The 13,277-nt window shown below is 37.6% G+C and carries 12 protein-coding genes; 8 read left to right on the plus strand and 4 right to left on the minus strand.

Going from position 1 to position 13,277, the window contains the following annotated elements:
* The first annotated feature begins 78 nt into the window (after positions 1 to 78).
* Positions 79 to 900 carry a ferritin-like domain-containing protein gene (locus E6H07_18805; protein ID TMI61571.1) on the plus strand — a complete coding sequence of 274 codons (822 nt, stop codon included), beginning with the start codon at positions 79 to 81 and terminating at the stop codon, positions 898 to 900.
* Positions 901 to 963: 63 nt separating this feature from the next.
* Here E6H07_18805 and mtaB read toward each other — a convergent pair whose 3' ends face one another.
* Positions 964 to 2,238 (minus strand): tRNA (N(6)-L-threonylcarbamoyladenosine(37)-C(2))-methylthiotransferase MtaB, encoded by a 1,275-nt coding sequence (gene mtaB / locus E6H07_18810; GenBank protein TMI61572.1) that lies wholly within the window; start codon positions 2,236 to 2,238, stop codon positions 964 to 966.
* A gap of 58 nt (positions 2,239 to 2,296) precedes the next feature.
* Between mtaB and E6H07_18815 the strand changes: the two genes are divergently transcribed.
* From E6H07_18815 to E6H07_18845, 7 genes are all read left to right on the plus strand, one after another.
* The gene (locus E6H07_18815; protein TMI61573.1) at positions 2,297 to 2,764 is read left to right on the plus strand and encodes a DUF4258 domain-containing protein; all 468 of its coding nucleotides are present in this window, start codon (positions 2,297 to 2,299) and stop codon (positions 2,762 to 2,764) included.
* A gap of 11 nt (positions 2,765 to 2,775) precedes the next feature.
* Positions 2,776 to 3,522 (plus strand): 1-acyl-sn-glycerol-3-phosphate acyltransferase, encoded by a 747-nt coding sequence (locus tag E6H07_18820; GenBank protein TMI61657.1) that lies wholly within the window; start codon positions 2,776 to 2,778, stop codon positions 3,520 to 3,522.
* Positions 3,523 to 3,569: 47 nt separating this feature from the next.
* On the plus strand, positions 3,570 to 6,020 hold the full coding sequence (gene priA / locus E6H07_18825) for a primosomal protein N' (GenBank protein TMI61574.1): 2,451 nt from the start codon (positions 3,570 to 3,572) through the stop codon (positions 6,018 to 6,020).
* Between the two features lie 90 nt (positions 6,021 to 6,110).
* Positions 6,111 to 8,174 (plus strand): tetratricopeptide repeat protein, encoded by a 2,064-nt coding sequence (locus tag E6H07_18830; GenBank protein ID TMI61575.1) that lies wholly within the window; start codon positions 6,111 to 6,113, stop codon positions 8,172 to 8,174.
* 69 nt (positions 8,175 to 8,243) lie between these two features.
* A complete protein-coding gene (gene murB / locus E6H07_18835; protein TMI61576.1) occupies positions 8,244 to 9,254 on the plus strand; it encodes a UDP-N-acetylmuramate dehydrogenase in 1,011 nt (336 codons plus the stop codon).
* A 61-nt stretch (positions 9,255 to 9,315) separates the two neighbouring features.
* Positions 9,316 to 10,209 carry a hypothetical protein gene (locus E6H07_18840; GenBank protein ID TMI61577.1) on the plus strand — a complete coding sequence of 298 codons (894 nt, stop codon included), beginning with the start codon at positions 9,316 to 9,318 and terminating at the stop codon, positions 10,207 to 10,209.
* 283 nt (positions 10,210 to 10,492) lie between these two features.
* Positions 10,493 to 11,692 carry an alanine dehydrogenase gene (locus E6H07_18845; GenBank protein ID TMI61578.1) on the plus strand — a complete coding sequence of 400 codons (1,200 nt, stop codon included), beginning with the start codon at positions 10,493 to 10,495 and terminating at the stop codon, positions 11,690 to 11,692.
* On the opposite strand, the gene E6H07_18850 is transcribed toward E6H07_18845, so the two are convergent.
* The 3 genes from E6H07_18850 to hisF are packed head-to-tail and all read right to left on the minus strand — an operon-like array spanning position 11,693 to position 13,275.
* On the minus strand, positions 11,693 to 12,286 hold the full coding sequence (locus E6H07_18850; GenBank protein ID TMI61579.1) for a bifunctional phosphoribosyl-AMP cyclohydrolase/phosphoribosyl-ATP diphosphatase HisIE: 594 nt from the start codon (positions 12,284 to 12,286) through the stop codon (positions 11,693 to 11,695).
* Between the two features lie 18 nt (positions 12,287 to 12,304).
* Positions 12,305 to 12,520, minus strand: a complete 216-nt coding sequence (locus E6H07_18855; protein TMI61580.1) for a hypothetical protein — start codon at positions 12,518 to 12,520, stop codon at positions 12,305 to 12,307.
* Positions 12,517 to 13,275: an imidazole glycerol phosphate synthase subunit HisF gene (gene hisF, locus E6H07_18860; protein ID TMI61581.1), complete on the minus strand. Its 759-nt coding sequence runs from the start codon at positions 13,273 to 13,275 to the stop codon at positions 12,517 to 12,519. The genes E6H07_18855 and hisF overlap by 4 nt, the downstream gene beginning before the upstream one ends.
* Positions 13,276 to 13,277: the final 2 nt, after the last annotated feature.

The raw sequence follows: 13,277 nt of genomic DNA on the forward strand, positions 1-13,277 counted from the left end.
TAAGCAATGTTTCAGCGGCATAGAGTTTGTGTCCTTCATTTACTTTCATATTTACTTTTAACTAATAAATTTTTTATTATGCCTACTACAAAATCAAGATCTGCAAGAAGCAAGCGTCCATCATCTTCTTCAAAAGGCACAAGCTCACAGCAGAGAACATCCGGCAAAAGTTCAAAATCTTCAACCGTAAGAACAAGCTCTTCCAACCGGGCACCAAGGACTGCTTCAATGAATCCACAACATGCTGCTAACGGATCCGCCAACGGAACATCAATGAGCAATAATTCGGGATTAGAGAAATTAATGATGGATTCTTTAAAAGATATTTATTGGGCGGAAAAGCATTTGACAAAAGCATTACCTAAAATGCAAAAAGCTGCAACTACAGATGAATTAAAGTCAGCAATTGAGGAACATCTTTCTCAAACTGAAGAACATGTATCAAGACTGGAGCAGGTGTTTGAAATAGTTGGAAAAAAAGCACAAGCTAAAAAATGTGATGCAATGGAAGGATTGATAAAAGAAGGAGAGTCCGTAATAGAAGAGACTGAAAAAGGAACAATGACAAGGGATGCTGGTATCATTATGGCTGCTCAAAAAGTAGAGCATTATGAGATCGCTACTTATGGTACACTGGTACAGTTTGCAAAAACTTTGGGGATGAAGGAAGCAGCAAAAATATTAATGCAAACATTGGATGAAGAAAAGCAAACAGATGAGATATTAACACAGATAGCAGAAAGTAATATCAACGAAGAAGCAGAACAGGAAAACGAAGAAGAAGAAAGCAAAGAAGGGGAAAGTGAAGAAACTGAAAGTGAGGAAGAGGAAGAAAGTGATGACGTTAGTGAAGAAAGTGAAGAAGAGGATGATGAATCAGAAGAAGATGAAAAGAAGTAAGATTTAAATTCTGTAAATAAGAAAACCCCGATCAAACGGGGTTTTCTTATTTACAAATGTTGATTAGATTTTCCAATCCACAATCTCATTTACCCATTCTTCGCGATGTGATGTGGTAATTTTAATGTAGTTATCAGTATATCCTTCCATCATTCCGCTTTTTACATGTCCCTCAAACAAAACTTTACGGATTTGTCCATTATGCTGTTCAGTGAAGTATTGCATCTTCATGTAAGAAAGATTGCGAAGTGATTTATTTCTTTCATGCCTGACGTTCATTGGTACAATTGGTTTAATACTTAATGCATGTGTATTATCTCTTTCGCTATAAGTAAATACATGCAGGTATGAAATATCAAGTGAATGCAGGAAATCAAATGTTTCTTTAAAATCTTCATCAGTTTCACCTGGAAATCCAACGATCACATCTACGCCGATGCAGCAATGCGGCATCAGTGTTTTTATTAGCGCAACACGTTCTGCATATAGCTCTCTTTTATATCTTCTGCGCATTAGCCCAAGGATCTTATTACTTCCACTTTGTAATGGGATATGAAAATGCGGCATGAACTTATCACTATTGGCAACATGTTCAATTATTTCATTGGTCAGCAGGTTGGGTTCAATAGATGAAATGCGGTAACGTTTGATGCCATCCAATTTTTCCAATGCTTTTACCAGTTGAAAAAAGTTTTCTTCATATTTAAGATCACCATCAGGGCCTTTTCCAAAATCACCAAGATTTACCCCGGTCAATACAATTTCTTTTACTCCATGGGCTGCAAGATGTTCAGCATTCCTGATCACATTTTCAATACTATCACTCCTGCTTTTTCCACGAGCCTGTGGTATGGTACAAAAGGAACAGTTATAATCACAACCATCCTGCACTTTTAAAAATGTTCTTGTACGGTCATTCATTGAAAAAGAAGAATTGAAACCAGTTACATCTTCAATTTCACAACTGCTGATCTTTGCTGAATCGCCTTTGCTTAGTTCTTTTATGTGCTGACCTAAATTAAATTTTTCTGCAGCGCCAAGTACCAGGTCAACACCCGGTATAGCTGCAATTTCTTTTGGTTTTAACTGTGCATAACAACCAGTAATTACTACCAGGCTTGCTGGTGCTTTCCGTTGTATCCGGCGTACAAGTTGGCGGCATTCTTTGTCTGCATTATCAGTAACCGAGCAGGTATTGATGACATATACGTCGGCATGATCGTCAAATTCTTTTTTCTCAAACCCCTCGTTTTCAAGCATCCTTGAAAGTGTAGAGGTTTCAGAGAAATTGAGCTTGCAGCCTAATGTGTGAAATGCTATTGATCTTGCTTCCGCCATAGAACCTGCAAAACTAAGATTTTTGATTGTAGTAAGCGGACTTTAGATTTGCCATTATATGAAGAAAGCGGCTCCTTTGATTTTAATTCTTATCCTCGCTGCTGCGCTATTGGTAATCAGGAACTATAAAGGGTGTAATCAGCCCGATCCTGGAAAGAAAATAACTACAAATGACACCCGTAACGATAACAAACCGGATGTAAACCGTGATCTTGGTTTTGACAGGCGAACAAGTTTCCTTGAATACAGCAATCATGCTAAATGCCGGATGCAATGCCGGAAAATTTCACAGGCAGAGGTAGAGGAAATCATGCTTGATGGTAATATAAACTACAACAAAAGCGATATTAAAAATGCAAGATGCCCACGATATGCTTTAGAAGGAATTACAAAGGATAATCAGCGGGTACGGATTGTTTATGCCCAATGCAATGATAAAACCGAAGTAGTAACAGTAATTGATCTGGAAACGGATTGGAGTTGTTCCTGTCCCGGAGATGATAAAAAATTTGAAAACAGGAACTAATGAAATTATTGCTGAAACCTCTTCAATGGATCTACTGCATTTACGCATTGGCTACGTTTATTGGCATCATGCTGATTCTTTTTCCTTTTATGCTGATCGCTTCATTATTCGGAAGGATGAAAGGAGGCAATATCATATACCGCCTTTGTACACTTTGGGCAGATATCTGGTTCTTCCTGATCTTTATTCATCATCGGAATTATTACGAACAGGCTCCTGATAAAAACAAACAATACATTTTTGTAGGTAATCATATCTCTTTTATCGATGCGCCGTTATTGGCAAAAGTGATTCGTCGCCCAATCCGTGCTTTGGGACGAATTGAATTAAGCAAGACACCTGTATTTGGATTTATTTATCGCAGTGTAGTTGTTATTGTTGACCGAGGGGATGCCCTGCATAGGGCCAAAAGTGTACGCAATCTAAAATCGGTGATCAGCAAAGGGGTTTCAATAATTGTAATGCCCGAAGGAACGTTTAATATGACCGATCAACCCTTGAAACCTTTTTATGATGGCGCATTTCGTGTAGCAATAGAAACGCAAACCACACTAAAGCCATTTTTATTGCTTGACCCTTTTGACCGGATGCATTATAAAAATTTGTTTACACTTACACCAGGAAAAAGCCGTGCTATTTTCCTGGAAGAAGTACCGGTTGATGGATTGACATTAGATGATGTTCAGTCTCTGAAACAAAAGGTTTATGATCTGATGGAAAAGAAACTAATTGAATATAAAGCCACGTGGATAAAATAACTGCCACCCCTGATTTTCTCTTAAATTGAGCAATGAATATTTGAAAAGTGTACGCTGAAATCATCATACCCCTGGCTCTTCCTAAAAACTACACATGGTCTGTGCCTGAACATTTAAAAGAGCAGGTGAGTGTTGGTTGTCGTGTAGAAGTAAATCTCGGAAAAAATAAAAAGTACGCTGGCATTATAAAAGCATTGCTGGATAAAATGCCGGTTATTTATGAAACAAAAGATATACTGAATGTGCTGGATGTGGAGCCTGTTGTGCATGAACAGCAATTAAAATTGTGGGAATGGATAGCGGATTATTATATGTGCAGCGAAGGAGAAGTAATGGCTGCAGCTTTACCATCTCATTTTAAGCTTAGCAGTGAAACGATCGTTGTCTTTAACGAAGAGTATGGGGAAGATTTTTCTGCATTGGGACATGATGAATTCCTGGTAGCTGAAGCATTGCTGATAAAACGTGAATTGAAGCTTTCGGAGGTACAGCAAATATTGGATTCATCGCATGTTTATCCGGTCATCAATCAGCTCATCAATAAAAAAGTTTGTTATGTATGGGAAGCATTAAAAGATAAATATGCGCCGAAAAAAGAAATATTCATTTTACTCAATCAGCAATATCATGATGAAGCCAACCTTGAAAAGCTGTTGAATGAAGATAAAAAACTACAGCGGGCAGAAAAACAAATGGAGCTGCTTTTGTCTTATCTACATCTTGCAAAAACAGAAGGTGAAGTTTTAAAATCACAACTGCTAAAAAAATCAAATGCAACAGAAGCGCAACTGAAGGGATTGATCGATAAAAATATTCTCGTCGCGGAAAAAAGAAATGTAGACAGGATAAGTTTTCTTCCTAAGGACATTAAAATTGATTTTGAGCTTACACCTGAGCAGCAACAATGTTTGCATAATATTAAGCACTCATTTACTGAAAAACCGGTGTGCCTGCTTCATGGTGTAACCGGAAGCGGCAAAACATTGGTGTATATAAAACTGATGGAAGAAATAATCCGGAAAGGAAAGCAGGTACTTTATATGCTTCCGGAAATTGCTTTAACATCCCAGATCATTCGTCGTCTTCAAAAGCATTTTGGTGGGCATATCGGTGTTTATCATTCCAAGTTTTCACAAAATGAAAGAGTAGAATTATGGAATAAAGTGAAAAGCGGCGAACTGAAAATTATTTTAGGTGCAAGGTCTGCTTTGTTTTTGCCTTACTATGATCTGTCACTTATTATTTGTGATGAAGAACATGATACTTCCTACAAACAAAACGATCCGGCTCCACGATACAATGGCAGAGATGCGGCTGTTTATTTTGCTTCATTGTTTAAAGCAAATGTTTTGCTGGGAAGTGCTACTCCTTCACTGGAGACATTTTACAATGCACAAACGGGTAAATATGGATTGACTGAATTGCTTAATCGCTATGGCGATATTCAATTACCACCGATCACTGTGATCGATACGAAAGGAATACCAACAAAAGATAAAACAAAAGTGATGGTATCGCCGGGTTTGAGTGAGGCGATCAAAGAAACGATCGCAAAAGAAAAACAGATAATATTGTTTCAAAACCGCCGCGGTTATACGCCTTACCAGGTTTGTAATGTCTGCGGATGGATACCACAATGCAAGTACTGTGATGTTTCATTGACCTATCATAAATTGAATCATAAATTAGTTTGTCATTACTGTGGTACTACTTATCAGCCGGTGCAAATCTGTGCAGCTTGCGGCAGTCATAATTTTTCACAACGAAACTTTGGTACAGAAAGAATTGAAGAACTATTGCATGAAGAATTCCCTGATGCTAAAGTGGCAAGAATGGATATGGATACAGTGAAAGGCAAAAAAGCTCATGATGTTTTGATACAGCAATTTGAACAAAAAAGAGTTGATATACTGGTAGGTACTCAAATGGTAGTAAAAGGATTAGATTTTGATAATGTTGATTTGGTGGGAGTACTCGATGCAGATGGCTTGTTACATTTTGCTGATTTCCGTGTAAATGAAAGAGCTTTTCAACTGATGGAGCAGGTGAGTGGCAGGGCCGGACGAAAAGAAGCAACAGGTAAAGTAATTATTCAAACTACAAATACAGCTCACCCGGTTTTACAGTATGTAAAAGATCATGATTATAAAAAAATGTTCACTGATGAAATTGAAAAAAGAAAGCAATTCTTTTACCCGCCTTTTTCCCGGATGATCCATTTTACATTCAGGCATAAGTTTAAAGAGGTAGTGGAAAGAGCTTCCGTCAGTTTTGCGGATGCTTTAAAACTAAAATATGGGAACTATATGATAGGACCTGCAGAGCCCGGTGTGAACAGGGTTAGAAATTTATATCTTATAGAGTTGATGTTGAAACTGCCCCGTGATACAAAACTGATTGCTCAATGCAAACAAGATATTATGGAACAGGTTGCTGTTTTGCACAACAATAAAAGCTACCGCAGCGTAGCTGTGGTGCCAGATGTAGACCCTGTATAATGACATAAATGCGGATTCGTTTTTCTTATCTTAAATTTTTATCTTACCGGCTATTTATTATTACAAGTGCATTAAACCAACCGATCACAAATGGGTAAAAAGAATAAAAAGGCAAATACACCAACAGGACAGGAGAAAAAACTAAAACTCCAAGACTTTTCGCTTGATCCGGCAGCAGAGAAAAAATTGAAATATCGCTTTGCTTTTTTCATAGCCATCATTGCTTTTATCATTTATGCTCATTCTGTTTCTTTCGGCTATGTATATGATGACAGAACAGTAACAGTGCAAAACAGGATGGTAACAGCAGGAGTGGATAGTATCGGTGTTATTTTCAAATCAGATTACTGGTATGGGTTTTCGGAAAATGAAGACATGATCAAAGAGGACAAAAGTGGTGTGATCTATCGTCCTGTATCGTTAGTCATGTTTGCATTGGAGTGGGAACTTTTTTCTGATACACCTGCAATTGGCCATTTGATGAATGTGCTTTTTTATGCGGCTACCTGCTTTTTACTGTTTTTGGTATTGGTGCATTTATTTAAAGGCTATCATCTTGCCGTACCTTTTATATGTGCTTTACTCTACACAGTACACCCGGTGCATACTGAAGTGGTAAGTAATATTAAAAGCCGTGACGAAATAATGTGTATGTTCTTCGGTGTGTTATCTGCATTAATGTTTTTGCGATACAACTTAAGTAATCAGTTGAAATTTCTAATTGCCGGTACAGCAGCTTTTTTTCTTTCACTGCTTTCAAAAGAAACAGGTATTACATTTTTAGTTGCCATACCATTGATCTTATTTTTCAGTCAGGGACTGCAATTAAAAAAACTATCTGTAAACCTGTTGGGATTGGTAATAATGACCGGTTTGTATTTTTTTATCAGGGCACAGCTAAATATTGGCATTTCAACAGCAGGGCGGATTGATTTCTTTGATAATATTATGGTAACCGCCAATGGCTTTTCAGAACGCTACGGAACAGCTTTTTATATATTGCTTAAATACCTGGCCATACAGATATTTCCTCATCCGCTTGTAAGTGATTATTCTTATGCACAACTTGAAGTAAAAGCGTTGACGGATGTAACTGCACTCTTCTCATTATTGATACATGCTGCCGCGGGTATCTATGCTTTACTTGGAATCCGTAAAAGAAAACTGGCCTCCTTTGCAATACTGTTTTACCTGGTTACATTGGCGCCGGTTGCAAATATTTTTTTCCTGGTTGCTTCCAATATGGCTGAACGGTTTTTATATATCCCATCGCTGGGTATTTGTGTCCTACTCACTCTGTTGTTGGTTCGTTTATTCAAAACAAATCCTGTTACAGCGAGTCTGCAGCCTGTTGCAAATTATCTGTCATCAAAAAAATCATTGCTTACCGCCGCAATTGTTTTGGCTGCTCTTTTTTCATTAAAGACATTTTTCAGAAGCAGTGACTGGAAAAGTGATGTTTCACTTTTTGGCAATGATGTAAAAAATTCACCTAAAAGTGCAAGGCTGCATTATGGTTATGGCGCAGCAATGATCGCAGCAATAGATAGTGCAAAACTTACATTGCCCGAGGTGGACGCAATTGTCGATGAGGGTATAGGTGAAATACAGAGTGCCCTTGCCATTTACCCCCAGTATGCAAATGCTTACTATATTATTGCGATCGTTCAAAAAGACCGCAAACAATATGCAGCATCAGCAGATAATATGTTGAAAGCAATACAATATTACCCGGCTAAGAACCCTACTTTTTACAAAAGCCTTGGTTATATTTATTTGAAAAGCGGGAACTACCAGAATTCGATTGCTGTTATTGATACTTTCCTTGCAATGAAGCCGGCAACAGCCGACGTTTTAAACAACAAAGGCTCGTCGCTATATGAAATGAAAAGGTATGATGAGGCATTGGCTGTTTTCTTAAAAGCTGATTCTTTGAATTCAAAAGATTCTTCGATAGCAAAAAATATTGGCCGTTGTTATGCTGGTATGCAGCGATATGACAAAGCAGAAGAGTATTTTAAGAAAACAATCCAATTGGAACCGAATAACGCTTATAATTACCAGTATCTTGGTTTTACCTACCAACTCATGGGAGATTCTGTAAGAGCAAATGAGCAGTTTATTAAAGCAAATGAGATACTGCTGCGCAAATAAAAAGGATTGCTAATTTAAAGTCATTTTCATCTTCCTGTTTTTAGCTTATCATTGTAGTGAATTTCCAATATGCAAACCCAGGAAAACTTTTCGCTTAAAGCCTACAACACATTCAATATTGATGTGGCAGCAAAGCAATTTGCTTCATTCGAAAATGTTGATGAATTAATTGAACTCATCTATCAACAATCATCACTTCCAACTCTTATTCTCGGTGGCGGCAGTAATATTTTGTTTACCAAAAATTTTGATGGATTGATCTTAAAGAATGAGATCAAAGGCATCCAGGAATTGCATGAGGATAAAGAGTATGTGTATGTAAAAGCAGGAGCAGGTGAAAACTGGCACAGCTTTGTTTTATATTGTATGCAAAGAAACTGGTCGGGCATTGAAAACCTCTCATTGATACCGGGCAACGTTGGCGCTGCGCCTATTCAGAATATCGGGGCTTATGGAGTAGAATTGGAAAATGTATTCCATTCATTGGAAGCTTGTCATTTACAGGAAAAAAGAATTTACACTTTTACAAGAAATGATTGTGAGTTTGGCTATCGTGACAGTGTATTTAAAAGAAAATATAAAAGCCAGTTTGCAATTATTTCAGTTTGCTTTAAATTGAAAAAGCATCCGGTATTTCATACCAGTTATGGAGCTATTCAACAGGAGCTGGATCGGATGGGAATTAAAGACCTAAGCATACAAGCAATTTCAAATGCAGTTATCAATATCCGCTCTTCTAAATTACCTGACCCAAAGCAAATCCCCAACGCAGGCAGTTTTTTTAAAAACCCGGAAATAGATACTGCCAAATATGAAGAGTTGAGATCAAAATATCCCGGTATTATCGCTTATGCATTGCCTAATGCCCGCTATAAGCTGGCGGCAGGGTGGATGATCGAACAATGCGGATGGAAGGGAGTAAGAAGAGGAGATGCCGGGTGCCATGCCCAGCAGGCATTGGTACTTGTAAACTATGGTACTGCATCCGGCAAACAGGTATATGATCTGAGCGAGGAAATACTATTAAGCGTAAACGAAAAGTTCGGAATACTATTAGAAAGGGAGGTTAATATATTTTAACTTAACCGGTGCAGCGGTTTCTGACGACGGATTGTCAAAACTGATATATAACCAAAAAAACATGAAAAAATCAACCTTGCTTATCGTGATATTATGTGTCGTTAGTGGCTCATTATTTTCACAGGACAAAATTTACCGGAATAATGGTAAGATAGTACTTGCTAAAGTGATTGAAGTAGGTGCAACTGAAATAAAATACAAGGAATTTGACAACCCAGATGGCCCTATTTATGTATTGGAAGCAGACCGCATATTAAAAATCGTTTATGAGAACGGTAAGGTTGAAAAGTTTACCGATAACCTTAAAGACCCGGAGAGATATGCCGGACAATCTAACAGAGCGATAAAAATAAATTTTCTTTCTCCGTTGTATGGTTACTTCGAATTAGGTTATGAAAAGAGTGTAAGCCTGGGAAAATCATATGAGTTTTCTCTTGGTATAATTGGCGCCGGAAAAAATTCTACTATCGACTACTATTCCGGCACAATAGAGGAAGTTAAAAAAAGCCCCTTTGGTTTTTTTATCAGTGGAGGATATAAATTCGGCAGGCTCCCTGACTTTCTTATTTTCGGTAAGTCAAAAGCCAGTCATTTAATGCAGGGTACTTACGTTAAACCTATAGTCTATTTTGGTAACTATAAAGAGAACATTATAATGGAAAAAGCCAACAGTACTTATGAGGTTGGCGAGCAGAATGTCACTTTTGGTGCATTGCAAATCGAATTTGGGCGCCAATGGGTTCTCGGCGAAAAGATGGTGATGGATTTATACTGGGGATTTGGCTATGGCATAGATAATAAAGAGGATAGTTATCAGTATTATAGTAGCCAACCTTATTATGAAAACACATCTGCTTTTAATTATGCATATGCCAGGGGTGGATCAAGTCCCGGGTTAGCATTGTCATTTGGGTTAAAAATGGGACTATTGCTTAAGAATAAAGAAGCAAAATAATAACCCCTCACACTATTTATTACTGGTATATTCCGCTCGGATGAATTTTTATTTCTCTAAGCGGAATATATTTTTATAATACACTTCTTTATAATTAGCAATCAATTTGACTGAATAAATCAGGGATTAGACCTTTCATTTTTTTAGTCGCCTCTCAATGACTCCGGTTTAAGTTATCATAGATACACAACCCTATTTTGAAAGGTTGATATTTACCAATTTTTAATTAATTTTTTTAAACGCATATTTGTAAACGTTTTCGTTACAGGAATAAATATACAGTATGGTTAAAATTGGACTAATAAGGGAGGGCAAGATACCTGCAGATAACAGGGTAGCATTGACCCCAGCTCAGTGTAAGTGGATATTAAAGAACAGCGATGAAGTAAAGATATATGCGCAACCATCATCAATCCGTTGTTTCAACGACAGGGAATACCAGGCAGCAGGAGTGGAGATCACAGAAGACATGACGCAATGTGATTTTCTTTTTGGTATAAAGGAAGTGCCCGTGGAAATGCTGATACCCGGAAAAACCTATGCCTTCTTTTCGCATACAAGAAAAAAACAACCGCATAACCGGGAGATGCTGAAAAAAATTATCAGCAACAAAATTACATTGATTGATTATGAATGTCTCGAACATGATGATGGACAACGTATCATTGGGTTTGGTTTTTTAGCGGGAGTGGTAGGAGCCCATAACGGGATGATGGCTTACGGAAATAGAACAGGCCTTTATAAATTGGACAGGGTTTATAAGCAAAGAAGTTTTCGTGAACTGATACATAATTATTTTGGATTGCGTTTACCTAATGTAAAAATTGCAATTACAGGTTCTGGTCGTGTGGCGCATGGCGTATTGGAAATTATGAACCTGATGGGCATTCATGAAGTGGAGCCGGATGAATATTTGAAAAGACGTTTTTCTTACCCGGTGTACACTCAATTAAAAGGCGTCGATTTGTATGAGCATAAAGAAACAGGAAAATATAGCCGTGAAGATTTTCATAACAGACCGCAAGATTATAACTGTAAATTTTTACCTTATGCTGAGCAAACTGATATTTTGATGAATGGTGTTTTTTGGGATGTGGATGTGCCAAGACTTTTTGAAAAAGCAGATGTAAGCAAGGAAACATTTATAATTCAGACCATTGCTGATATTACTGATGATAAAAATGGCTCAATTCCTATAAATCTTGGTGATCAGGCTATTGATGATCCGATATATGGAGTTGATAAAAATAGTTTTGAGAAAACAGCACCTTACTTAAACAGTTCGATTGATATAATGGCCGTGGGCAATTTGCCAAACGAGTTACCTCGTGATGCCAGCCGGTATTTTGGTGAACAGTTGATCAAATATGTGCTGGAAGATATTGTAAAAGGCGGATCAGAGATTATTGATCGGGCCACAATGGTTAAGCAGGGGAAACTAACAAAGCCGTATGAATATCTCAGCGATTATGTAAACGGTTGATTATTTTTTATGTCTTTCAGCTAAAACTTTCACTACATCGTCCAGTCTATAATTTTTTGCCTGCAGCAAAACAAGATAATGAAATATAAGGTCGGCAGCTTCGCCTAAAAATTTTTCTTTATCATCGTCCTTGCTTTCAATTACAAGTTCCACTGCTTCTTCACCTACTTTCTGTGAAATTTTATTGATGCCTTTTGTGAAAAGCGAAGAAGTATAGGAAGATTCTGAAGGATTATTTTTTCTTTCTATAATTATACTTTCCAGTTTCTCCAGGGAAAATGAAGAATTATTTTCATTGAAGCATGTATCGGCGCCGGAATGACAAACCGGCCCGGCAGGAGAGACCTTAATAAGTAATGTGTCGTTATCACAATCAGAAATAATTTCGTTTACGTATAAAAAATTATTGCTGGTTTCGCCTTTGGTCCAAAGCCGCTGCTTGCTGCGGCTAAAGAAAGTTACTTTGCCATCTGCTTTGGTTTTCTCAAATGCATCAGTATTCATAAAACCAAGCATGAGTACTTTATTGCTTATAGCATCTTGAATTATTACAGGTACAAGCCCGTCTGCATACTTTGAAAAATCAGGATTCATTTAAATGTTTTTTATTTGTCAATTTTTGTTCCGATAGCTATCGGGATCATCATCGCCCCTTGCGACGCTTCTTTCATCTTCCTTATCGCTATTTTGCTTTTTCAGAAGTCCCATCAGGTTTTCAAACCGTTCCATTCTTCGTTCATGCTCCTGCTCCCTTCGTATTTTGAGCCGCTGCTGCATATAATATGCAAAAGAGGCAGCAATAAGAAGTATGATAATTACGGGGATCATATGCGAACAGGAATGTGATTGATATGCAAATATTGTTTTAAATCCCGAATCGGTATTTCTTTAAAATGAAAAATACTTGCAGCCAACGCCGCATCGGCAGATGCTTCTTTAAATACTTCTGTAAAATGCTCCATAGTACCGGCACCGCCACTGGCAATGACAGGTACAGATAGATTTTCCGAAAGCAGTCTTGTTATTTCAATTGCAAAACCTTTTTTGGTACCGTCATTGTTCATGGATGTAAGTAATATTTCACCAGCGCCAAGGTCAACTGCTTCTTTAGCCCAGGCAAAACATTTTTTATCAGTCTTTGTCCTTCCGCCATTAAGATATACATACCATTCGCCGTCTTCTTCTTTCTTAGTATCTATTGCCAGCACAACACACTGACTGCCGAATTCTTTTGCCAGTTCATTAATCAAGTGTGGATTTTTAAAAGCTGAAGTATTGACAGAAATTTTATCAGCTCCATTTTGCAAAAGTATATTCACATCTTCTACGCTGCTGATACCTCCGCCTACTGTAAAAGGGATATTGACGTGATGAGCAATCTTGTTTACAAGCTCACTCAATGTTTTTCTTTTTTCAACTGTAGCAGTAATATCAAGAAAAACTAATTCGTCGGCCCCTTCTTTTGCATATAAAGCTCCCAACTCAACCGGGTCGCCTGCATCACGTAGATTTATAAAATTCGTGCCCTTAACAGTGCGACCGTCTTTTATATCCAAACAAGGTATGATTCGTTTTGTAAGCACTG

This window comes from Bacteroidota bacterium (assembly GCA_005882315.1).
Classification (GTDB): domain Bacteria; phylum Bacteroidota; class Bacteroidia; order Chitinophagales; family Chitinophagaceae; genus VBAR01.